A 25,187-nucleotide genomic window follows, 5' to 3' on the forward strand; every position below is an offset into this window, starting at 1 on the left:
GCAAAGTAATTTAGATTTGGACCTATTTTGTTTTTATATTTGTTGCAAGGATAATCAATTAATTGCCGGCAGATATGAAAAAGAAAATACTTTGTTTTTTAGTGTTCTTCATTACTTTGTTTTCTACATTGGTTTTTGCCCAAAAAGATAGTATACAAACATCAAAAACGGCGATTCCTGAATTAAAGCAAAAAAAATATCCTGTTGCTCCTTTTAAAGACACACTTTTTTATGTCTACAATAAAGTAGGTTCTTTCTCTGCCGAAAGCAGGGCAAATGCTATTACCGAAAAAATCAGAAAACTTTACGAAGATTCTTTTTTTCAGGAAGATTCTATTTCAGTCGTGCCTTCAGACATATCTCAGGATATTATGTATAAGAACGATTTTGTGATCATGTCTATTTTAGATATCGATGCAATGGCCGAAAATCAAACAGCCGCTTATATCGCCAAACGAAATTTAGGTTTGATTAAAAAAGCAATCATTTATCAAAATGAAAACTATTCAATGCTTCCTAAAAGGTTAGGATATACAGCTTTGTTAATTTTAATTATAGGTATAGTTTTGTATTTTGTAGGCAAAGCTTTTAATCGCATAAAGCTACATATCCTAAAAAACAGCGATAAATATTTTAAAGGATTTACCTATAATAATATAAAAATCCTGTCACCGCAAAAGCAGCAATTTCTTTTAATGCGTTTGTACAGCTTTGTAAAAGGTATTACGCTCATTTTAATTGTTTATTTGTCATTGCCTATACTGTTTAGTATTTTTCCGGCTACAGAAGCTTATACAACAACTTTATTGCGATGGATCCTTACTCCTGCAAAATTAGCTGTGATGGGATTTGTCGATTTCCTGCCAAGTTTGGTTACAATCGTAGTAATCGTCTTTATTTTTAAATACACCATAAGAGTAATCCGATTCTTTTTTGATGAAATTAAAAAAGAAAATATAAAAATTGATGGCTTTTATAGTGACTGGGCAATGCCAACATTTAATATTATACGATTTCTATTGCTGGCTTTTATGGTCGTTATTATTTTTCCCTATTTGCCAGGATCAGATTCTCCAATTTTCAAAGGAGTTTCAGTGTTCGTAGGTATTTTATTCTCACTAGGTTCTTCTAATGCGATTGCAAATATGGTTGCAGGATTGGTGATTACTTATATGCGTCCGTTTAAGATAGGAGATTTTATAAAAATAGGAGATGTAAGTGGTGAAGTTATCGAAAAAACAGCTTTGGTTACCCGTATCAGAACGCCAAAATTTGAAGATATTACTATACCAAATGCTACGGTTTTGTCAAGTACATCTACAAATTATTCTTCGAATACAAAGCAGGTCAACAATGGTTTGCTAATTCATACCACAGTCTCAATAGGTTATGATGTACCCTGGGCAGCAATTCATAAAGCTTTGATAGAAGCTGCATTAAAAACAGAAATGATAGAGAAAACCCCACAGCCTTTTGTTTTGCAAACCAGTTTAGATGATTTTTACGTTTCGTACCAGATTAATGTTTATACCAAACAACCCACAAAACAGCCATTAATTTATTCGTCGCTTCATCAAAATATTCAGGATTCGTTTAATGCTGCAGGAATCGAGATTATGTCGCCGCACTATAATGCAGTACGTGACGGAAACAATACTACTATTCCTGAAAATTATTTGAAAAAGGATTATGAAGCGCCTTCTTTTAATATTAAAAAGAAAGACTAAAATATCGATAATCTGATAAAACTTAAAAAAATTAACAGTGGTTTGTTTTGCAGTTAATTTTATAAAATATAATTTTATGTGAGAATTTGGCAACACTTCGCTTTTTGAGATAAAAAATATCTGACTTAAGGCAATAAAAGTGAGGGTTGTGCTGTTTTTAGGATTGTAACAATTGTTACAAAATTAAAATATACAAAGTAATTGTAGTAGTATTTGGATTAATTTATTAATGAATGATTATGAAAAAGAATGAACTCAGTCAGGAGCAAAGCTTACAAGTATTTTCTAATATGATATCAAACAAAGTTCATAATGGATTTACATTAGAAGAGAGAAATGACGAATTTCTTTTTGCAGTTCTTTCCAAAGGCGGAAAAGTGGTAAATCATGGTTTGAATTTCATTATTTTTTGCCTGACTTTAGGATTGTGGTCATTTGCATGGCTTTATCTAACCATTGAGGCCTCAAAGCAAAAAAAAGTATTAGTTGCCATTGATGAAGATGGATTTCCCTTTGAGGAAAGATGTTTAGTAGCTTAACGATTTAAATTTTTAAAACAGAAAAGCCATAAATTACAGTAAATAATTATTGTAATTTATGGCTTAATTATTTTTATTTGTCTGTCCGGCTAAGCGAAGTCGAAGCTTTACGTGATGCCCTTCGACCACTTTGCGGTAAATGTTATTTTATATTATTTTTTTTAGAATAAAATTATACCTCAGGGTAATAGTATCACAGTAAGTTCAGTCTGAAAAACTTAGAACAACCTTAGAGACTTAGTAGCTTTTTTTACAATTTATCTTTCAAATAAATCCCTGTAATTGATTTTTTCTCTTTTACAATATCTTCCGGCGTTCCCACGGCTAATAAATGCCCACCGTTTTCTCCACCTTCAGGACCTAAATCAATAATCCAATCTGCACATTTTATCAGGTCAAGATTGTGTTCGATTACAATTATCGAATGTCCCTTTTCTATCAAAGCATCAAAAGAAGCTAATAGTTTTTTGATGTCATGAAAGTGTAAACCTGTTGTAGGTTCATCAAATACAAATAAAGCTTTGTCTTTCGTGGCGCCTTTTACTAAAAACGAGGCTAATTTGATACGTTGTGCTTCACCACCGGAAAGTGTCGATGAAGATTGTCCTAATTGTACATAACCCAAACCTACATCCTGAAGCGGCTGTAATTTTTGAGTAATTTTTGTTTGTTTGTTTTTATTAAAAAAAGCAATTGCATCATCGATAGTCATAGTTAGAATATCGTTGATATTTTTATTGTCAAAAGTAATCTCTAAAACTTCTTTTTTGAATCGTTTTCCTCCACAAGTTTCACAAGGCAATGATACATCGGCCATAAAGACCATTTCGACATTTATAGAGCCTTCTCCTTTACAAGTTTCACAACGGCCTCCATCAACATTAAAAGAGAAGTGTTTCGCCTGATATCCTCTTATTTTTGATAATTTTTCTTTGGCATACAGATCACGAATTTCATCGTAAGCCTTGATATAAGTTACCGGATTTGATCTTGAACTTCTTCCAATTGGGTTTTGATCAACATATTCGATATGTTTGATCTGCGAAAAAGAACCTTTTATTTCGCTAAACTGACCTGCTTTTTCAGATGCATTTTCCAGCTTTTTCTGCATCGCCGGAAATAGGATTTTCTTAATCAATGTACTTTTCCCACTTCCCGAAACTCCCGTAATTACAGTTAAAACGTCTAAAGGAAACGTAACATTAATATTTTTTAAGTTATTTTCTCTGGCACCAACAATATCAATATGATTTTTGAATTTTCGTCTCTTTTTAGGAACTGAAATTTCTAAATCGCCATTGAGGTATTTTGCTGTTAATGAATCTGATTTTAATATTTCTTCATAAGTTCCCTGAGCGACTAAATGACCACCAAAAGTTCCTGCTTCAGGACCAATATCTATAATCATATCAGCAGCTTTCATGATATCTTCATCATGCTCAACAACAATCACTGTATTTCCTAAATCACGAAGCGAAAGCAAAACCTTAATTAATCGCTCTGAATCTTTTGGGTGCAAACCAATACTTGGCTCATCGAGAATATACATAGAACCCACCAAACTGCTTCCTAATGATGTAGCAAGGTTAATACGTTGCGATTCTCCTCCGGAAAGGGTTGCCGAATTTCGATTTAAAGTAAGGTAATCCAGACCAACTTCTGTCAGGAAAGACAAACGATTATTGATTTCGACCATTAAACGTTTGGCAATTTGCTGTTCGTAAACATTAAGATCGATGTTTTTGAAAAAAGTAACCAAATGTTTAATCGGTAAATCAACTAAATCAGAAACCGTTTTACCATTTATTTTTACGTACGAAGCCTCTTCACGTAAACGTTTTCCGCGACAAGCGTGGCATTTTGTTTTTCCGCGATAACGGGACAGCATCACACGATTTTGAATCTTATAATTTTTTTCTTCCAGTTCTTTAAAGAAACCGTTCAGACCCTGAAAATAGCCATTCCCTTTCCATATTAAATCCTTTTGCTCTTCAGAAAGTTCAAAGTAAGGTTTATGAATAGGGAAATCAAATTTGTAAGCATGTTTGACCAATTCATCCTTGTACCAACTCATGCTGTCACCTCTCCACGGGTATATTGCATTTTCGAAAACAGATAAAGAAGTATTAGGAACAACCAAATCAGCATCAATACCAATAATATTTCCGTAACCTTCGCAAACTGGGCAAGCTCCGTAAGGATTATTAAAACTGAACAAATGAACATTTGGCTCCAGGAATGTGATTCCATCCAATTCAAAATTATTCGAATACGTAAATCTTTTATCTGAGTTTAACTCCTGTAGGTAGCAAATTCCTTTTCCTTCAAAAAAAGCAGTTTGTACAGCATCTGCCAATCGATTATAAAACTCTTCTTCGTCTTTGACAACAATCCTGTCAATGATTAGTAAAATATCTTTATTGTCTAATTTGTGTAAATCTGTAGGCGTAAAATCATCCAGACGCACCATTTCGTTATTGACCAAAATACGGGCAAAACCTTGTTGCAGCAAAACTTTTAGTTTATCTTCTAATTGTCTTCCTTCTTCTAAATGAATAGGAGCAAGCAACATCCATTTGCTGTCTAATTCCAATGTTTTTACATCGGCAACAACATCAGTAACCGTGTTTTTTTTAACTTCCAATCCTGAAATTGGCGAATAAGTACGTCCAATTCTTGCGAATAAAAGTTTAACGTAATCGTATATTTCAGTCGAAGTTCCAACAGTCGAACGTGCATTCGTTGTATTTACTTTTTGCTCAATGGCAATTGCAGGTGCAATACCTTTTATGTATTCTACTTTTGGTTTGTCTAAACGCCCTAAAAACTGACGCGCGTATGATGATAAACTTTCAACATAGCGGCGTTGTCCTTCGGCATACAAAGTGTCAAAAGCCAAACTTGATTTACCTGATCCTGAAAGACCTGTAATAACGACAAGTTTATTTCTTGGAATCGCAACATCTACATTTTTTAAATTATGTACCTGCGCTCCTTTAATTATAATATTATGTTTTGGGTCGAGTGTAGAAAGATCAATTTGCATAAAAAAAGTCAATTTTTACAAAAGTAATCAATTTTGAATTGAGTTTTGTTAATGAGATTGTTACAAATTTTAACAGATTTACATTGAAGGAAAATGGTTTTAGGATTGATATTTTTTTTACTAAAAACTTGTTGGTTCATTATAAAATAAGCTATTTTAGAACTGTTTTTGTAATAAATTAATACCACGGCTAAAATTGAAGACTAAATTTACTATGCTGCTTTTTTTAATGAGTTTTCTCTTGTTTTCTCAGGAATTTCCGCCCATTGTCAAGTATTCATCAGCTGTTTATGGCGCCGGAAATCAGAGTTGGATGATTGCTCAGGACGATCAAAACTATATGTATTTTGCTAATAATGACGGGCTTTTAGAATACAATGGTACAAATTGGCAGTTATATCCTACAGCCAACGAAACTATTATGCGATCTGTAAAAGTAATTGGGAACAAAATTTATACAGGCTGTTACATGAATTTTGGGTATTGGACAAGACAAGCAAATGGCAAATTAAAATATACTTCGCTTAGTGATACTATCAAAAATAAAATTTTAGATGACGAGCAATTCTGGAACATTCTTAAGTATGATCATTGGATTTTGTTTCAATCCTTAAACCGAATTTATATCTATGATACAAAAAACGGAAAATTTAAAATAATTGCACCTAAAAATGGTGTGGTAAAGTCGTTTGCATCTAAAAATGCCATTTATTTTCAAACGCTTAATGAAGGGCTTTTTGAGATCGAAAGCGGAATAGCTAAATTGGTTTCTGATGATCCGATTCTTAAAAGGTTTACGATCGTTAATATGTTTACGACAGAAGATGGTTTGCAGATTCAAACACAATTAGACGGGATTTATAAATTGGCAGGAAAAACTTTGACACGTTTTACTACGGATGTTGATGCGGAATTAAAATCGAGTTTTGTTTACAGCAGCCAGCTTTTGCAGGACGGAAGTTTTGCATTGGGAACGGTTTCTAACGGAATCTTTATTTTATCTGATAACGGAAAATTGAAATATCATATTTCGCAAAGTAAAGGGTTGAGCAACAATACTGCTTTATCACTTTTTGAAGATAAGGATCAGAATTTGTGGGCTGGACTTGATAATGGCATCAATTGTATCAATATCAATTCGCCGGTACATAGTTTTACAGATGATACCGGGGTTTTAGGAACAGTTTATGCTTCGGCCACTTTTAATGGTTTGTTGTATGTGGGAACAAATCAGGGATTATTTTGTAAAAACATTCAAAGTAACTCTGAGTTTAAATTCATCAATGGAACAAAAGGTCAGGTTTGGTCTCTTTTTATATTTGACAACACGCTTTTTTGCGGGCATGATTCGGGAACTTTTATTGTGACAAATGATTCCGCCAGAAGTATATTTTCAGGATCGGGAACCTGGAAATTTGAACAGGTTCCAAATTCGAAGACCCAATTGCTTCAGGGAAATTATTACGGAATTTCGGTTTTAGAAAAGGTAAACAATCAATGGAGATTCAGAAACAAAATTCAGGGGTTTGATTATTCTTCCCGTTATTTTGAAATCACGGATAATTATGATGTTTATCTAAGTCACGAGTACAAAGGAGTTTTTAGATTAAAATTAGATCAGTCGTTGTTGAAAACTCAAGGTTTCTATGCTTATAAATCTCCCAATAAAGGAAAAAATGCAAGTTTGACCAAATTTAATAATCAAATTTATTATGCTTATAAAGGCGGTATTTTTAAATTAAATCCAAAAACAAAACAGTTTGAGAAAGACAATCTGCTCAGTTCTATTTTTGAGAAAGACGAATATACATCCGGTAAATTAATTGTTGATAATTCTAATAAAATCTGGTTATTCTCTAAAAATTACATTCATTATTTTTCTGCCAGTAAATTGAGCAATCAATTAAAACAGAATATAATCCCAATTCCGTCATCGTTAACCAATTCGATGCTGGGTTTTGAGAACATTACTCAAATCTCAAAAACGACTTACTTAATAGGTACTACTGATGGCTATTATACATTGAATATTGAAGATCTGAGTTTTAAAAATTATACTGTTTTTATAACGGATATCAGCATTAATAAACAAAATGAAATTTTAAAAAATGTAGCAATCAGCAGTGAAGGAAGTTTTCATGCCAATGAAAATAATATCACATTAAACTATACAGTTCCGGAATATAATAAGTACATCAACTCAGAATATCAATATTGTCTCGAGGGTTTCCAGAACGAATGGAGCGAATGGAGTACAAAGGCGACTGTGAATTTTAAAAATCTTTCTCCGGGAAAATATACATTTAAAGTAAGGGCAAAATATGCCAATACTATCTTGCAAAATACAGCCACTTATACCTTTGTTATTTTAAAACCCTGGTATCTGACAAATCTGGCCTGGTTTATTTATTTTCTTTTAATGTGTGTACTGGCTTATTTTATCAATAAATCATACAGAAGTTATTATCAGAAACAAGAAAAGAAGTTAATTGAAGAAAATAACCTTTTATTGGAAATTAAAGAACTAGAAAACGAGCAGCAATTAATGAAACTTCGCAATGAGCAGCTGTCTCAGGATGTTGATAATAAAAATAGGGAACTGGCAGTTTCGACAATGAGTTTAAACAGCAAAAATGAATTGCTTGCGTTTATAAAAGAGGATTTAAAGAAAACAAATCAAAACGACAGTAATAACATAAAATCTGTAATAAGCACCATTAACAAAAATATTACCGAGGAAGATTCGTGGAATGTTTTTAAGGAAGCATTTGATAACGCCGATAAAGATTTCCTTAAAAGAATCAAACAACTTCATCCCGTATTAACCCCAAATGACCTGCGACTTTGTGCGTACCTGAGATTGAACCTTTCATCTAAAGAAATTGCTCCATTGTTTAATATTTCAGTTCGAAGCGTAGAGATAAAAAGGTATCGTTTGCGTAAAAAAATGGATTTACAGCACGAAATCGGTTTAGTCGAATACATTCTGGCTGTATAGTACATCAACAAACGACTCAAAAAAACTATACATTACCTCAACATTAACTATTTGTTGTGAATTCACTACAAATATGTTAAATAAATTAACATTCATGATTTATAGTTAAATAAGGGTATTTTTTAAGAAATGTTAAATGTACACAGGCTTTTTTTATGATGTATGTTTTTTGTTGTGGTTAATTTTGTTGTTTTCCTAAAGAGTTATGATAAATTTATCTTTCAATAAAAACTAACTAATTATGAAATCCAAATTATTACTAACCGTACTAATTCTGTTTACATCTTATGCGTTTTCGCAGTCCCTTGATGTAAGCGGAACAGTACTAGATGGCTCAGGATTATCACTTCCTGGCGTAAATGTAAAAGTTAAGAGTTCTTCGCAAAGTACAACCACAGACTTCGACGGATCTTTTAAATTATTAGATGTTCCAAAAGGAACAACAATTGTTTTCAGTTATATAGGTTTCAGAACACAAGAAGTTGTGGTTTCAGGAACCAAGATAACAGTAAAAATGAGCGACGATGCAAGATCTCTTGATGAAGTCGTAGTTATAGGTTACGGAACTCAAAAGAAAAGAGAAGTAACCGGAGCTGTTTCTGTAGTAGACAGCAAAACGCTTGATATCCTGAGACCAGCAAGAATCGAGCAAGCACTGCAAGGAACAATTTCAGGTGTAAATGTTACGACACAATCAGGATCGCCGGGCGCAGCTCTGGATGTTCGTATTCGTGGTATAGCTACAAATGGTCAAAACGGACCCACTGCTATTATCGATGGTTATGTGGGAGATTTAAGTATACTGAATCCAAATGATATCGAAACGATTACTGTATTAAAAGATGCGCAAGCGGCTATTTATGGTACTATTGGTGCAAACGGAATCATTTTGATTACCACTAAAATGGGTAAAAAAAATTCGAAAACAAAAATATCTTTTAATAGTTATACCGGATTTCAGGAAGCTTCAAGAAAGTTACCAATGCTAGATGCTACTGAATATGCTTTGTTACTAAATGAAAGTTATGCCAATGGCGGGAAAGCACTTCCTTATCCAAACGTAAGCGGTTTGGGCAAGGGAACGGACTGGCAGAAAGAAGTTTTAGGCAAAGGTGTTCCAATATTAAATAGTGATCTGACTATTTCAGGAGGTTCTGATAAAATTACCTATTCAATCAGTGGTTCCCATTTAGATCAGGAAGGTATTGTAGGCGAAGGTAAATCGGGTTATTTAAGAAATACTGCCAGACTAGCATTAGGAGCTGACTTGAGCGATAAGTTTAAAGTAAAAACAAATGTTATCTATACTTATTTCAATAGAAAAACAATTAACGAAAATGGATTAGGATCTGTTTTATTTAATGCTTTAAATGTACCTGCAACTCTTACACCTTATGATGCAAATGGCAATTTTACATTAGTGCCAAGCACAACAGGATTAGGAACAGAAATAATCAATCCGTTAGCACAAGTTGCGAATACGTACAACGATTACAATTATAAAAAACTAAATGGAAATTTTGGACTTGATTATAAAATTTTCAAAGGATTTGTATTAACAAGTTCAATTGGTTTTAATACTGCCAATAGCGAAGGTAAAAACTTTAGCCCACAAATAAGTTATGGCGGAAAAGTGTTTGATGTACAGAGAAGTTTTGTAACTCAAAGAACAGTAAATGACAATGATTATTCTTTTGACCTTTACGGAACTTATACTGCAAAAATAGCAGAAAATCATAATATTACGGCGACAGTAGGAAATACCATTTATAAACAATGGGGAAATTCAGCAGTTGCAACAGGTTTTGATGTTCCTAATAATTCCTGGGATTATGCAGATCTTTCTTTAACAAAAGGAATCTCGACAGCTCTTAATACCGGAGGTTATGTTTACGATCAAAGAAGACTTTCTTATTTTGGAAGAGCACAATATGATTATAAAGGAAAGTATCTTTTTTCAGCAATGATCAGACGTGATTCTTCGACAAAATTTGGCCCAGGCAATAAAGTGGGATATTTCCCTTCTTTTACCGGAGGTTGGGTAGTTTCTGATGAAGGCTTCTTTGGAGAATCAAAAACATTTAATTTCTTAAAATTAAGAGCCAGTTATGGTACATTAGGAAATGATCAGATTAAAAATAATGGTTTTTTAAGTATTCTGGACGGAGAAGCTACTTATGTTTTTGACGGGGTTTTAGTAAATGGAATGGCGACAGGACAAATTCCTAACCCGGATTTGAAATGGGAAGAAGCCAGAAAGTTTGATGTTGGTTTAGATTTAAGATTAATCAACGATAAAGTTTCGATTGTAGCAGATTATTTTATTGATACACGAAAAGATTTATTAATACCAGGTATACCGGTTTCAGGAATTGTAGGAATTGGTGCTCCTGGAGCAAGTGCCCCAACAATGAATGCGGGAACAGTTAGAAACTCAGGATTAGAATTTGCAATAGATTACAAAGAGAAATTTTCAGATTCTTTTTCTATGAGCGTTGGTTATAATGTAACCTTTCTTAAAAACGAAGTGCTGGAAGTAAATAACGGAACTGGATTTATTGAGCAAGGTGGTTTTGGAGTAGGACAACCGGCAGCTTCAAGAATGGAAGCCGGAAAACCAATAGGATATTTTTACGGATATAAAACAGATGGTATTTTTCAGAATCAGGCAGAAGTTGACGCTCATCCATCGCAATTAGCTTTGGGAGCAAATGGCTCACCCGGCGATATTCGTTATGTAGATGTAAATGGCGATGGCGTAATCGACACTAAGGACAGGACCAATATTGGAGATCCGATTCCTAATGCCACAATGGGATTCAATATACAGCTGAATTATAAAAACCTTGATTTTGCACTTTATAGTTTTGCCTCAATAGGAAACGATATGGTACGTAATTACGAAAGAGTCCTTTCTGATGCCAATCGACTCGATTATGTTTTAGACAGATGGACAGGTGAGGGAACAAGTAATTCTGTGCCAAGAGTAACCACAGGAGCAACAGCAAATAATGTTCTTTCAGATTATTATGTTGAAGACGCTTCTTATTTTAGAATTCAAAACATACAAGTGGGATATACAATTAACCCAAAGGTGACTCAAAAAGCAGGGATTACGAAACTAAGACTTTATACGGGAGTAAACAACCTGTACACTTTTACCAAATATAAAGGTTTCGATCCGGGTGCTTCATTTGGACCTACAAACCAGGATGGAGTTTCTCAGTCGCCAATAGGTGCCGGAATCGATTACGGGTTTTATCCTGTTCCAAGAACCTATTTATTAGGTCTAAACATTAATTTTTAATTTCAATTAAAATGAAAAAATATTTATTTACAACCATTATAACGCTAACTCTGTTCTCGACAATAAGTATTTCTTGTTCAGATGAGTTTGTTGATCCAAAACCGAAATATTCTATAGATTCTGAAAACTATTTCAATTCTAAAGAAGATTATGAGCAGGCACTAATTGCAGCTTATGACTTGTTGCAATCTACTTATGCAAATGTTATTTTAGGAGAAATTGCTTCAGACAATACATTGGCCGGAGGAGAAAGCCCAACAGACGTAATTGGCTGGCAGCAAGTAGACGATATGATTCATACACCGATAAACAGCAATGTAAGAGACATCTGGAATTGGATGTTTGCAGGAGTTCAAAGAGCGAATTATATTCTTGAATTTAAAGATAAAACAGATTTTGAGGGAAAAAACCAACTGCTTGCAGAAACTCGTTTTCTAAGAGCATATTACCAGTTTGAGTTAGTGAAATGGTTTGGTGGAATCCCGATGAAAGCAGATGCCAGATTTAAAGTTGGAGATGAAAAAACAACACCGCGCTCATCAATTGCTGAAGTTTATGCCTCAATCGAAGCTGATTTAATTTTTGCGTCGGCTAATTTATCTCCAACAGCATCTCAAAAAGGGAGAGTTACAAAAGGTGCTGCTCAGGCATTACTAGGAAAAGCATATTTGTATCAAAATAAATATGTACAAGCTGCAGCATCTCTTGATGCCGTTATAGGTTCAGGAAAGTATGCATTACAAACAGATTTTGATGCCATGTTTGAATTAGCCGGAGAAAACGGACCGGAGTCTGTTTTTGAAGTACAGTATACAGATGTAGAAGGAGCAGCTTTTACTTGTTTGCAATGTAGCGAAGGGAATGTTGCAGTAGGTTTTAGCGGAATCAGAAATTATTCCGGCCCATTATTTTCTTCCGGATTTAGTTTTAATATTCCAACCCAGGAAGGCGCTGATGCTTTTGAAGCGGGCGACAAACGTAAAGATGTTACGATATTGGATATCGCAGCATGGGCAGCAGCAAATACAGCTTATGATAATGGAAAAGGAGTAACATTTGGAAAAGGAAATGAAGACACCGGTTATTTTAACAGAAAGTATTTGCCTAGAAAAAGAAGTGCAGAAGCACAAGGAGATTTAAATCTGACAAATCCAAACAACTACAGAGCAATCCGTTATGCCGATGTGTTATTAATGGCAGCAGAAGCCTATAACCGCGGTGGAATTGATGATACAAAAGCAAAAAATTACCTAAATCAGGTAAGACGCCGTGCTTTTGGAGATCTTAATCACGATATCTCAGCTTCAGGAGCAGCACTTACAGATTTTATTTTAGCCGAAAGAAGAGTAGAGCTTTTTGGCGAAGGACATCGTTTCTTTGATTTAGTAAGAACCGGAAAAGCAGTTGGGAAAATACCGGGTTTTAAAGCGAACAAAAACGAATTATTCCCATTGCCAATCGAAGAAATTCAATTTGCAAGCGGAAACTGGCAGCAAAATCCTGGATACTAAAAAAACACTATTATGAAAAAATTACATTTTATTATAAGCATTTTCGTTTTTACAATTCTTCTGAGTTGTTCAAGCGACGACAGCAATCTTGATTTAGAGGGGTTAAGTGCACCAACAAACATAGCTGTTTTGACTACTGTAACTCAGGATAATTCAGGTAAGGTAACTTTTACGCCAACCGGAGAAGGAGTTACCCAATACAAAATAAACTACGGAGACGGATCTCCTGATTCAGATTATTTTTCGACAGGAGCAACTACAACCCATACCTATAAAGAAGGCGTTTATAAATCTAAGATTATAGCAATGGGAGTTACAGGAAAAACAACCGAAATCAATAAAGATGTTATTGTTTCGTTTAAATCTCCTGAAAATCTTGTTGTAGTAATTACAAATGATGTATCAGTTTCTAAAAAAATAACTGTTAAAGCAACGGCCGATTTCGCTTTGTTTTATGATGTTTATTTTGGAGAACCGGGCACAACAACTCCAGTTTCAGTCAACAATGGCGAGTCAGTTTCATTTACGTATAAAGAAGCCGGAACATACACAGTTCGTATAGTTTCAAAAAGTGCTGCCATTAAAACCGTTGAACATACAGAGCAGATTACAGCAATATTAATAGTTAATCCAACTGCTTCAGCTCCAACTCCTCCAAATAGACTGGATGCCAATGTAATTTCTATCTACAGTTCGAAATATAAAGATGTAGAAGGAACTGATTTTAATCCAAATTGGGGACAATCAGGGACTTTGTCAGAATTTGAATTGGCGGGTGATAAAATGCTGAATTATACCAACCTAAATTATCAGGGAATTGAACTAAAAGGTGTGACAGTTGATGTTTCAGCAATGGATTATATTCATATGGATATTTGGACAGCAGATTTAGAGAAACTGGATATATTTTTAATTAGTAAAACGAATGGAGAAAAAGCGGTTAGTAAAAATCTAACAGCGAATCAATGGACAAGTGTTGATATTCCGATTTCGGCTTTTACAAGTCAGGGATTAACGGTGGCTGATATTTTTCAACTAAAACTAGTTGGAACTCCTGCAGGTAAAAATGTATTTATAGACAATATTTATTTTTATAAACTGCCAGCTCAATCTGTATCATTACCTCTTGATTTTGAATCTGCTGATTTAACTTTTGGCTGGGGCGGATTTGGTAATGTAGATGCTTCTGTAGTAACAAATCCTAATAAAACCGGAACGAATGTATCTGATAAAGTAGTTAAGATAGATAAAAAATCACAAGCAGAAACCTGGGGAGGAGCAAGTTTAAATCTTGAAAGTACGCCTGATTTTAGTAAAGGAACAAAAGTAAAAGTAAACGTTTGGTCGCCAAAAGCAGGAGTTGATATATTGTACAAAATGGAAGTTTCGACCTCGCCAAAAGACGGGAATGGTAATCCAACAGTATTTATAGAAGTACATGCAACAACAACAGTTGCCAATGCCTGGAATGTTTTGACATTTGATCTTACGAGTGCGGCTGATTTTAGTGCTAATAATAAATACGACAGAGTAATTTTATTTCCGGACTTTGGAAAAGCAGGAACAGGAGATACTTATTACTTTGATGATATAAAACAATCCAATTAAAATAAAAAATCATGAGCAAAAAAATAATTATAAATATCGTATTACTTTTTGCACTGGTGTTAGCAATAAGTTGTCAAAATGACGATCATTCTTTTGGAGATTTGTCAGCACCAGCGAATCTGAAGATTACGGCTGAAATCATAGGGAAAACTGCCGCTGCTCCCAACGGAGACGGATCAGGAATGGTAAAGTTTACTGCAAAAGGAGACAATACCGTTTCGTATAAATATGCCTTTAGCGATGGTACATCAGAGAATTCTCCAAGCGGTATATTTACAAAACGTTTTACAAAAACAGGATTAAATAAATATACAGTTACCGTAATCGCTTCAGGAAGAGGTGGTGTAGCCACCAATATAACGACAGAAGTCGAAGTATTGAGTAACTTTAGAGATGATGAAGCCGTTCAGCTTTTAACTGACGGAACTTCTAAAAAATGGTATTGGTCAGCTTCTGAGCCGGGACATTTGGGAGTAGGTCAAAATAATGGAGATGCTACCAAAAATTATTTTCCAAATTATTATTCAGCAGGAGTTTGGGAAAAAGCAGCATCGCCGGCAAGCAGCTGTTTGTACGATAATGTATTGACATTCTCTAAGGATGGTGACGCATTAAAATTTGAGTTAGATAATGGTGGTTCAACATTCTTTAATGCTGCTTTTGCGAGTGTAGCAGGAGGAAGCTCGCCAAGTGATATTTGTCTGGCATATAATGCGACTGGTAAAAAAACAGTTTCATTAAGCCCTTCAGAGTCAGTTGTAATGGCAAATCCAAATCACGCAACACAAACCAGAGGTACAACAATGAGTTTCTCTGATGGCGGATTTATGGGTTACTATATTGGTCAGAATTCCTATGAGATCCTGTCTATTACAGCCAATAGAATGGTCGTAAGAGCAGTTATGGGCGGTGATCCTTCATTAGCCTGGTATCATATCTTTACTACTGTAAAACCTAGTCAGGCACCTCCTGCAGAATATACAAAATTAGTATGGTTTGATGAGTTTAACACAGACGGTGCTCCGGATCCTGCTAAATGGACTTATGATTTGGGTAAAGGTGACAGCGGTTGGGGAAATAATGAGAAACAAAATTATACCAACTCAGCAACAAATGTGATTGTTCAGGGCGGAAGTTTAAAAATTACAGCTAAAAAAGAAGCTTCTGGCGGAGCTGATTATTCGTCGGCAAGATTAAAAACTGATGGTAAATTTAAATTTACTTACGGTAAAGTCGAGATAAAAGCTAAACTTCCAATTGGTGTAGGAACATGGCCGGCAATTTGGATGTTGGGATCAAACTATGCGACAAAACCCTGGCCAGCCTGTGGTGAGATCGATATAATGGAACATGTTGGAAAAAATCAGAATGTTATTCTAAGTACACTTCATTATCCTGGACATTCAGGAGGAGACGGTAATACAGGTTCTAAAACAATAGCAAATGTTTCGACAGAATTTCATGTTTATAAAACAGTTTGGAGTCCTGCATCCGTACAAACGTTTGCAGATGATGTTCTAATTCATTCCGTTCCTAATGACGGCACTTTGCCTTTTAACAGCGACTTTTTCTTAATCCTGAATGTTGCTATGGGAGGCAATCTGGGTGGTATTATTGATCCTGCCTTTACACAATCTTCTATGGAGGTTGATTATGTGAGAGTATATCAATAATTTAGATTAATTAGTAAGAATGAAGTGAGAAGGTCAGTTAAGGCTGGCCTTCTTATTTTTTTTTCGAAATTTTAAAAGAAGACAATGAAAAAAGTAATTACACTATTAATGATTTCCAGTTTTTGTTTTGCACAAGAAGTAAAAAGGAAATTAGTTTGGGAAGAGAATTTTAATAAAAAAGAAGTTAACGAAGCTTTTTGGAATTTCGAAGTTGGTGATGGTTGTCCGGACCTATGTGGTTATGGCAATAATGAAAGACAGATTTATACCAAAACAAATCACGAAATCAAAGATGGAAATTTAATTATCGAAGCCAGAAAAGAAGGCAGCAAATATACATCGACTAAAATAACAACTAAAGGCAAAAAAGAATTTAGATATGGCCGAATCGAAGCCAAGGCAAAACTGCCTGTTGGTCATGGTCTATGGCCTGCATTCTGGATGTTAGGCGCTAATATTGATCAGGTAAAATGGCCAAAAACCGGAGAAATAGACATTTTAGAATATATAGGCAGAGATCCGCATATGGTGTACACCACTTTGCATACCCAAGACAGCCATGGTAATACCATTAATACAAAAAGAACTCCTTTTCCTAATATAGAAGAAGGATATCATGTATACGCAATTGAATGGACAAAAGATAAAATTGATTTTTTTGTAGATACTACACTCGTTTACACCTTTAATCCCGAAGTAAAAAACGAAGACACCTGGCCATTTGATAAACCATTTTATATTATAGTCAATTTAGCGATAGGAGGAAATTTTGGAGGTCCGGAAGTAGATGATACTGTACTGCCTCAAAAATACTATGTCGATTATGTTCGTGTTTATCAATAAAAGAATGTTCGACTGAAAAACTGTAATTAAATCAGATATGAACGTCTTAATTGTTTTATTATTAGGTGTTTATATCTGTTTTTTTGTATTAAAAAAAGAAGGTGAATGAAGCTTTTTTAGCAATATGAGGTCTGAAATCATGTTTGTACAACAAAAATTAACGTTTTATTGTTAATTATTGTTCCACTTGTTTGCTTTTTAAAATAATAATTTGTTAAATTTGGTCAGAATATTAACATAACCACATAAACCCAAAAGAGACGCCTATTTTATAAAACTACTTTTTAGAAAATTACTCCAAATTTTAAACAGAAAACTAAAAAAGTAGTACTATGGCTGATCTGCATATTCCAGACGCTCTATTAGTGAAAAATTATGTCGATGGCAACGAAAACGCCCTTTCGACATTAATTAAAAGACACGAGTCTAAGATATATGGATTTATATATTCGAAGATTGCTGATAGAGATATTTCAAATGATATTTTTCAAGATACTTTTATTAAGGTCATTAAAACCTTAAAAAGTAATTCCTATAACGAAGAAGGTAAATTCCTGCCTTGGGTAATGCGTATTTCCCACAACTTAATCGTAGATCATTTTCGTAAAACCAAAAAAATGCCAATGTACAGAGAAACCGAAGAATTTTCGATTTTTTCTGTAATGTCTGACGATTCTTTGACTATCGAGAACAAAATGATATTCGATCAGGTCGAAGTAGACCTGAAAAAGATAATTGAAGAGCTCCCGTCAGATCAAAAAGAAGTTTTGGTAATGCGTATGTATCAGGATATGAGTTTTAAGGAAATATCTGAAATTACGGGTGTTAGCATTAATACAGCATTAGGAAGAATGCGTTATGCACTAATGAATTTAAGAAAAATAATTGATAAACATCAAATTATTTTAACCAACTAATACTATTTTAAGTAATAGCCCGTTATACTATAATAAAAACATTTTGATAGTATGGCAAAAATTTACTCTAAAAAGGCATTAGCTTCTAAAGATTTAAAACCTAAAAAAGAAGTTGTTTCTTTTTTACTTAATTATTCACAAGCATTGACAGTTGTGAAAATTGAGAATAAGAGTTTTGAAATTATAGCTAATTAAACAGCCCACTATATTTGTCGGATGTTTATTTCGAAAGAAAAACCAAATGGTCGTTTTGGTTAAAAAGCTCACTATTTGTATGCAAATACAGATAGTGAGTTTTTTTATGCGCTTAAGGCATCCCTTTACTTTTTAATAGTTCATAAAACCATTACATCAATTTAACAATGAATTGGTATATAGGTTTGTGAAGAGTGTTTTGTTAAAGTTTAATATTTTTATCTAATATCAAATATTTATTTTATATTTAGCTTTATTTTAGTTAAAAAACAATTTTTTATTTAATTAAATGGATGTATAAGTACAGTTTATGTATTAAAAAACTTTCAATATGTATAAAGCCAAATTGTTCTAATAAAAATAATAGTTTAACCAAAACCAAATCATCTATGACCAAAAACTACCCTAACCCTGTTTTGTTTGTCGTCTATTTTAATATTTCGTAAAGAATATTAGAAAAGAGAGTGTTTATTAAATATTGATAAGTAGTAAAGGTGAAAACTTTCAACCTTTTAAATCCATGTTTATAATAAGCACTCCATAAGTAGTACCCTTAATCTATTTAACAACCAAACCTAACAGAAAATGAAAAAGAGCCTTAAAACCTTATTAGTGCTACTATTGCTAAATACCGGAGCACATGCTCAAAAAGAAGAAATTAAAGAAGCACAATCCTATTTAGCCAAAGGAAAAACTCAGGAAGCAGTAGCTATTTTAAAAAAAATAGAATATCTCGTCATCAATGCCCCCGTTGAGGTAAAGTCAGACTTCTACTTTACAAAAGGAAATGTTTACAAAGACTTAGCAACTAAAAATATAGATGCTGCAACTAATTTTGCTTTAGCAGTAGGAGCTTATCAGGATGTATTATTATACGAGAACGATTCTCAAATTTATAAATATGCCTTCAAGGCAAGTGTAGCACTAAAAGAGATGAAATCTAAATTGGTAGATGGCGCTTACAACGATTTTAAAGCGGAGAAATTCAAAGAAAGTGCAGACAAAAGTTATGAAGTTTACCTGTTCGACAAAAAAGATGTCAGAAATTTATTTAATGCAGCCTCAGCTTCTTTATCAGCTAAAGATTATAAATCAGCCATTAAATATTTCGAGGAACTTAGAAAGCTAAATTATACCGGTGAAGGAGTTCTTTTTTACGCAACCAATAAAAAAACAAAAACAGAAGAAGCTTTTGTTTCAATGAGCGCCCGGGAAGCAGGTATTCAGGAAGGATTATATGAAAAACCAAGAAATGTAAATCCACCCTCAAAAAAGGAGGAAATTATGACTTCTTTAGCCTTCTCTTATATGGAAACTAATGATTATTGCAGTGCTGAAAAATATTTTGAAGATGGCTTACAAGTCAATCAAAATTGCATAACCTGTTATATTAATCTGGCTTATATAAAAATAGAGTTCAAAAAAGAATTACTTGATTTGATGGGCACCTTAGGAAACAGCCCTAAAGAAATGCAGCAATATGATAAGTTAGATGCCCAAAAAGATGATATTGTAAAGAGCGCCATTCCGTATCTTAAAAAGGCACTAACAATCGAACCAAAAAACGAAAATGCTACAAAATCACTACTCGGTATCTATAGATCGCTCAATATGACCAGCGAATACAATACACTCAAAAGCAGTATGTAAAAACGAAATAGAAGCTACTTAACAATCTTTTTAGTAGCTTCTTCCTTTTTAGTTGCTTCTTCGATCAATGATTTTTTTCCAACAGTTCTCGTAATAATATCTTTCTCTAAACTCCATCCTCTTGCAGGCGAATACTCACGTCCGTACCAGATAATTTGTAAATGTAAATCATTCCATAATTCTCTAGGGAATAATCTTTTAGCATCTTTCTCAGTCTGCACCACGTTTTTGCCATTCGATAGATTCCATCTGAGCATTAGTCTGTGAATATGCGTATCAACCGGAAAAGCAGGAACACCAAAAGCCTGAGACATCACCACACTGGCAGTTTTGTGTCCTACAGCAGGTAATTCTTCAAGAGCTTCAAAACTCTGCGGAACCTTTCCGTCATGTTTGTCAATCAAAATATGCGATAAACCGTGAATTCCTTTCGATTTCATAGGCGACAAACCACAAGGACGAATAATTTCCTTTATTTCTTCGACGGACATTTTAATCATATCATACGGATTATCAGCCTTTGCAAAAAGTATAGGCGTAATCTGGTTCACACGTACATCCGTACATTGAGCCGAAAGTAAAACCGCAATCAACAGTGTATAAGGATCTTTATGATCTAATGGAATGGGTATAGTAGGGTAGAGTTCTTTTAACGTATTTATAACAAATTGTATGCGAGCTTCTTTATTCATTTCCGTATTTTTAATCTCGTAAAAATAGTATAATTTTAATGATGTGCCTAATCCAGTTTTTCGTTACAACTCCTCGTTGTGGCAATAACATTTTTAAGCATTCGCAAGAGCTTCCGTTGGTCGCTTTGCCAATACAAAAAATGTAAATTACCGCAACTCCGGGGTTTTCACTGCAATCTGGGGCATGAAAAAAAGTTGTAAGTAAAAAGTTAAAGGTTCAAAGGTATTGACTAAATTAAATCTCTAGTGTACTTATTTAAAATCTATGTTCTATATTCTTTTTTCTAAAATCTAATAATCTAAATAAATGACAACATTAAAAGCAGGTGATAAAGCTCCTAATTTTTCAGGAGTAGATCAGGACGGAAAAACACATAAACTAGCAGATTACGCCGGAAAAAAATTGGTAGTTTTCTTTTATCCAAAAGCAAGTACGCCAGGATGTACAGCAGAAGCATGTGACTTAAGAGATAATTTCGAACGTTTTAAAGCCAATAATTACGAACTTCTGGGAGTAAGTGCTGACAGTCAGAAAGCGCAGCTAAAATTCAAAGACAAATATGAATTTCCTTTTCCTTTATTAGCAGATGAAGATAAAGCTGTAATCAACGCATTCGGAGTTTGGGGACCTAAAAAATTCATGGGAAAAGAATATGACGGAATCCACAGAACAACCTTCGTAATAGACGAAAACGGAATTATTGATGAGGTTATCGAAAAAGTAAAAACAAAAGAACACGCAGCCCAGATTTTGAAGTAGAAATTTTTGTTTCAGGTTTCAGGTTGCAATTTTGACGTGTAATTTTGGTATGGTTTTACCGCAAAGTACGCTAAGTTTTTTTGTTCCTAGTTTTATGAAAAGTAAAGTTCGCAAAGCTTTGTGTTGAAAAAGCTTTGCGAACTTTACTTTTTTTTTAAGCTTACGCATACAAAATTTAGCGTGCTTTGCGGTAAAATTTTTATTCATTCAGAGCCTTAAACAAAAAAAGTCCCTAAATAAGGGACTTTTTTCTTTAAGTATTTTGTTCTAATTCTTTCTGCGGATGATATCCAAAAAGATGATGTTCTTTTATAATTTCGGCAATACCAGACGGAAGCATCGGTTCCCAACCTGGTTTTCCCTGATTGATCATTTTTAAAACCTCGCGGGAGAAAACTTCTAAATTGTGCGGATCATAATCAGCAATATCAACCACTTTTCCGTTGAATTTAAAGAATTTATACAATTCTTTCATTCTAGGATGTACCTTTAAGTTGTTAGAGTCCATCAAAACGCCATTGTCATCTAACATCGGATATAAGAAAACTTTCATATCTCTATAGAAAAGTTTTCCAAAGGCTTCCAGGATTCCACCGCTTAAATGACGGTAGTACTTCTCATCAAAAATATCAACTAAATTGTTTACACCCATTGCCAATCCCATTCTGGCCTTAGTATAATTAGCAAAGTATTCAACCACTTTATAATATTCCTGAAAGTTTGAGATCATTACAGTCTGGCCTAGTGAACAAAGCAATTCGGCCCTGTCCATAAAATCACGTTCATCAATTTCACCATCAGAACGTAAATTCGAAAGTGTAATTTCAAAAATAACCAGTGTATTATCTTTCTCAACCTTATTTTCCTCAAGAAACATTTTAAGCGATTTCTCGTACATGTCCATGTTTACTTTTGTAACCGGACGAAAACTTCCTCTAAGAGCAAGAAGGTTCTTTTTGTATAAGATAGAAGCCGGCAGAATGTTTTTTCCTTCAGGATTGAACATTACCGCATCAGTCATTCCGTTTTTGACCAATTGCAAACTAACCAAACGATTGTCAACATCTGCAAAACGAGGTCCTGAGAAGTTAATAGTGTCAATTTCGAGTTGGTCTTTGTCTAAGTGATCGTATAGGTAGCGAAGTAATCGTTTAGGATCGTTGTATTTGTAAAAAGCACCGTAAATAAGGTTTACTCCTAAGATCCCCAGTGTTTCTTGTTGTAGTCTGGCGTCAGTTTCTTTAAAACGAATGTGTAGAATAATTTCGTTGTAAGCTTCATCAGGTTCAATTTGGTATCTGATTCCAACCCAACCGTGGCCTTTAAATTGTTTGGCAAAATCTATAGTTGCAACAGTATTGGCATAACTAAAGAAGAGTTTGGTAGGATGTTTTTCTCTGCTTAATCGTTCTTCGATTATTTGACCTTCAAGAGTCAGCATTTTTTTTAATCGCTCTTCCGTTACATAGCGGCCATCACTTTCAACTCCATAAACGGCATCACTGAAATCTTTGTCATAGGCAGACATTGCTTTTGCAATTGTTCCCGATGAACCTCCGGATCTGAAAAAATGCCTGACCGTCTCTTGTCCGGCGCCAATTTCAGCAAATGTTCCGTAAATATTCTCGTTTAAATTAATGCGTAACGCTTTGTCTTTTATGGAAGGAATCTGTTCGATGACCTTGTCACCTTTGAGTTTTATTTCTGTACCCATTTTATTTTAAATAGATTTGTTACAAAGTTAGCAAATTAGGCTTCTAATGAAAGAGAAATAATCCTATTTTTGTAAAAAAAATAAGTTCAATTGAAGGTATATTTTTTAGGTACAGGTACTTCCCAAGGCATTCCGATCATCGGAGTCGATCATCCTGTTTGCAAAAGCACTGATGCTAAGGACAAAAGGCTTCGCGTATCCATCTGGATTACGTGGGGCGAACATTCGTATGTAATAGATTGTGGACCCGATTTCAGGCAGCAAATGCTTTCGTGTGGCTGCAGACATCTTGATGCAATCCTGTTTACACACGAACATGCAGATCACACGGCAGGTTTAGACGATATTCGCCCGTTTAATTTCAGGCAAGGCGAAATTCCCGTTTATGCACATCAGCGAGTGATCGATAATCTAAAACGACGTTTTGATTATGTTTTCGAAACCGTAAACAAATATCCGGGCGCTCCAAGCGTTAAAACGATAGAGGTAACAAATAACCAACCTTTTGCCGTTGGCGATAAAATAGCTATTCCGGTCAATGTAATGCACGGCGATTTACAGGTTTTTGGTTATCGTATTGATGATTTCGCTTATCTCACCGATGTTAAAACAATTCACGAAACGGAAGTCGAAAAACTAAAAAATCTTAAAGTTTTAGTGGTAAATGCTTTGCGTGTAGAGCCACACGATACACACTTTAATTTGCAGGAAGCACTGGATTTTATCAATTTAGTAAAACCTGAAAAAGCTTATTTAACCCACATTAGCCACGTTTTAGGCTTTCATGAAGAAGTACAAAAACAATTACCTAAAAACGTATTCCTGGCTTACGATAACTTAGAAATTACAATTTAATTATACCATAAAAATGAAAAAATCCTTAATGCTTTATCTTTTTATCCTTGCGATACTTATGAATGTCTTTACTTATATGTTTTACAGCAGAGAAGTAAAATTTGGGCAGGAAAGATATGATAAAACGACTAAGAAACTAAGAGACAGTATTAATTTAGTAACAACGCAGTTGGCTGATGCTAATTATTTTTCTCTGGAACACAATGAAAATGCACAAAATTATTTTGATAATACCGCTTCAGGAGGAAAAGTAATTTTATACGAAAAATTGATTCCCGTGGTAACAGAAAAGTTATTGGATTTGAATGCGAACCCAAACGGAAACCCTTATACAGGTCAGGATAAAATAGGCCCAAACAAGTTTATCATTAATAAAGTAAAGATTTTAAACCACAGATGGATTATAGCTGATTATAGCAATGGTGAATTATGGGGAGAAGTCTTATTAAAGTATTTTGTTGATAACGATGATAAGATTACTTTTGAAGTTAATCAAACCTGGTTGTATCAAAAATAGTATTCAGGATGCTGTTTTTTATCTCCACTTTTAAAAAATAGAGTTTATGAAAAAGATATTTTTATTTTCGATTATTATTGGTCTTTCATTTTCTTGCGCGAAGAAAGTTTCAGAAGAAAGTAAAACGCCAAAAGAACAAGAACCAAAACCAGCTGTAGTAGTTGGTGGAGATTCAGATACTCATGGTTGCAAAGCTTCTGCGGGTTATACATGGTCAACGCTCAAAAATGAATGTGTACGTCTTTTTGAAGTGGGTACCAAATTATCTCATGCTGAAGATGAAAAAAAATATTCAACGGTAGCCTACGTAATTTTTGACGGGAATAAAGCCGAGCTTTTCCTTGATACTCAAAAAGAGCCCATTCTTTTAGAAAGAAAATCAGAAGGTGATTCCTGGCTTAAAGACGATTATCAATTGATTCCCTGGAAAGGTTATGTGCTGAAAAAAGCAGATAAAATTATTTATACCGGAGAATAATTAGTTTACAGTATTCAGTCGCAATTTTCAGTTTGAAGATTGCGGCTTTTTTGTTGTGTGCCCAGCATGGGCGATAACTCTAGGGTGTAAGTCCCGAACACGCCTTTACAGTGGGAAGTGTTAGCTGAATGCAAGGGTGTCCATCGCGAGGTGGAAT

18 protein-coding genes are annotated in these 25,187 nt (G+C 34.2%); 15 read left to right on the forward strand and 3 right to left on the reverse strand.

Translation table 11 applies throughout. From position 1 onward, the window contains the following. Positions 1-74: 74 nt before the first annotated feature. The gene (locus tag NJT12_RS13380) at positions 75-1,727 is read left to right on the forward strand and encodes a mechanosensitive ion channel family protein (RefSeq protein ID WP_271336421.1); all 1,653 of its coding nucleotides are present in this window, start codon (positions 75-77) and stop codon (positions 1,725-1,727) included. A gap of 239 nt (positions 1,728-1,966) precedes the next feature. Beyond that, complete coding sequence (locus tag NJT12_RS13385) at positions 1,967-2,266, forward strand: hypothetical protein (RefSeq protein ID WP_072956831.1); 300 nt, start codon at positions 1,967-1,969, stop codon at positions 2,264-2,266. 250 nt (positions 2,267-2,516) lie between these two features. On the opposite strand, the gene uvrA is transcribed toward NJT12_RS13385, so the two are convergent. Further along, complete coding sequence (gene uvrA, locus NJT12_RS13390; protein WP_271336422.1) at positions 2,517-5,312, reverse strand: excinuclease ABC subunit UvrA; 2,796 nt, start codon at positions 5,310-5,312, stop codon at positions 2,517-2,519. Positions 5,313-5,508: 196 nt separating this feature from the next. On the opposite strand from uvrA, the gene NJT12_RS13395 reads away from it, so the two are divergent. The 9 genes from NJT12_RS13395 (at position 5,509) to NJT12_RS13435 (ending at position 20,014) form a co-directional block, all read left to right on the forward strand. Continuing rightward, positions 5,509-8,310, forward strand: coding sequence for a triple tyrosine motif-containing protein (locus NJT12_RS13395; protein ID WP_338083386.1), 2,802 nt, complete (start codon positions 5,509-5,511; stop codon positions 8,308-8,310). A 241-nt stretch (positions 8,311-8,551) separates the two neighbouring features. Continuing rightward, positions 8,552-11,617: a SusC/RagA family TonB-linked outer membrane protein gene (locus tag NJT12_RS13400; protein WP_271336423.1), complete on the forward strand. Its 3,066-nt coding sequence runs from the start codon at positions 8,552-8,554 to the stop codon at positions 11,615-11,617. An 11-nt stretch (positions 11,618-11,628) separates the two neighbouring features. Beyond that, positions 11,629-13,128, forward strand: coding sequence for a RagB/SusD family nutrient uptake outer membrane protein (locus NJT12_RS13405; protein WP_271336424.1), 1,500 nt, complete (start codon positions 11,629-11,631; stop codon positions 13,126-13,128). Between the two features lie 12 nt (positions 13,129-13,140). Continuing rightward, complete coding sequence (locus tag NJT12_RS13410) at positions 13,141-14,736, forward strand: hypothetical protein (RefSeq protein ID WP_271336425.1); 1,596 nt, start codon at positions 13,141-13,143, stop codon at positions 14,734-14,736. A gap of 11 nt (positions 14,737-14,747) precedes the next feature. After that, the gene (locus NJT12_RS13415; RefSeq protein ID WP_271336426.1) at positions 14,748-16,409 is read left to right on the forward strand and encodes a family 16 glycosylhydrolase; all 1,662 of its coding nucleotides are present in this window, start codon (positions 14,748-14,750) and stop codon (positions 16,407-16,409) included. An 84-nt stretch (positions 16,410-16,493) separates the two neighbouring features. Continuing rightward, complete coding sequence (locus NJT12_RS13420; protein ID WP_271336427.1) at positions 16,494-17,252, forward strand: glycoside hydrolase family 16 protein; 759 nt, start codon at positions 16,494-16,496, stop codon at positions 17,250-17,252. Positions 17,253-17,584: 332 nt separating this feature from the next. Then, the gene (locus tag NJT12_RS13425) at positions 17,585-18,169 is read left to right on the forward strand and encodes an RNA polymerase sigma factor (RefSeq protein ID WP_271336428.1); all 585 of its coding nucleotides are present in this window, start codon (positions 17,585-17,587) and stop codon (positions 18,167-18,169) included. Between the two features lie 51 nt (positions 18,170-18,220). Further along, the gene (locus NJT12_RS13430) at positions 18,221-18,364 is read left to right on the forward strand and encodes a hypothetical protein (RefSeq protein WP_167443809.1); all 144 of its coding nucleotides are present in this window, start codon (positions 18,221-18,223) and stop codon (positions 18,362-18,364) included. Positions 18,365-18,949: 585 nt separating this feature from the next. Continuing rightward, positions 18,950-20,014, forward strand: coding sequence for a tetratricopeptide repeat protein (locus tag NJT12_RS13435; protein ID WP_271336429.1), 1,065 nt, complete (start codon positions 18,950-18,952; stop codon positions 20,012-20,014). 14 nt (positions 20,015-20,028) lie between these two features. Here NJT12_RS13435 and NJT12_RS13440 read toward each other — a convergent pair whose 3' ends face one another. Further along, complete coding sequence (locus NJT12_RS13440; protein ID WP_271336431.1) at positions 20,029-20,706, reverse strand: endonuclease III domain-containing protein; 678 nt, start codon at positions 20,704-20,706, stop codon at positions 20,029-20,031. Between the two features lie 307 nt (positions 20,707-21,013). On the opposite strand from NJT12_RS13440, the gene bcp reads away from it, so the two are divergent. Then, positions 21,014-21,466 carry a thioredoxin-dependent thiol peroxidase gene (bcp, locus tag NJT12_RS13445; protein WP_271336432.1) on the forward strand — a complete coding sequence of 151 codons (453 nt, stop codon included), beginning with the start codon at positions 21,014-21,016 and terminating at the stop codon, positions 21,464-21,466. Positions 21,467-21,719: 253 nt separating this feature from the next. Here the strand turns inward: bcp and NJT12_RS13450 are convergent, their stop codons facing one another. Continuing rightward, positions 21,720-23,180: a TonB-dependent receptor gene (locus NJT12_RS13450; protein ID WP_271336433.1), complete on the reverse strand. Its 1,461-nt coding sequence runs from the start codon at positions 23,178-23,180 to the stop codon at positions 21,720-21,722. A 90-nt stretch (positions 23,181-23,270) separates the two neighbouring features. Between NJT12_RS13450 and NJT12_RS13455 the strand changes: the two genes are divergently transcribed. Genes NJT12_RS13455 through NJT12_RS13465 form a run of 3 tightly spaced genes read left to right on the forward strand, consistent with a single transcriptional unit; the run spans position 23,271 to position 25,030 of the window. After that, positions 23,271-24,035, forward strand: coding sequence for an MBL fold metallo-hydrolase (locus NJT12_RS13455; protein WP_271336434.1), 765 nt, complete (start codon positions 23,271-23,273; stop codon positions 24,033-24,035). Between the two features lie 13 nt (positions 24,036-24,048). Further along, positions 24,049-24,552: a hypothetical protein gene (locus NJT12_RS13460; protein ID WP_271336435.1), complete on the forward strand. Its 504-nt coding sequence runs from the start codon at positions 24,049-24,051 to the stop codon at positions 24,550-24,552. Positions 24,553-24,598: 46 nt separating this feature from the next. Continuing rightward, complete coding sequence (locus tag NJT12_RS13465) at positions 24,599-25,030, forward strand: hypothetical protein (protein ID WP_271336436.1); 432 nt, start codon at positions 24,599-24,601, stop codon at positions 25,028-25,030. Positions 25,031-25,187 lie beyond the last annotated feature (157 nt).

Origin of the sequence: Flavobacterium azizsancarii (assembly GCF_027980145.1) — a bacterium.
Classification (GTDB): Bacteria; Bacteroidota; Bacteroidia; order Flavobacteriales; family Flavobacteriaceae; genus Flavobacterium; species Flavobacterium azizsancarii.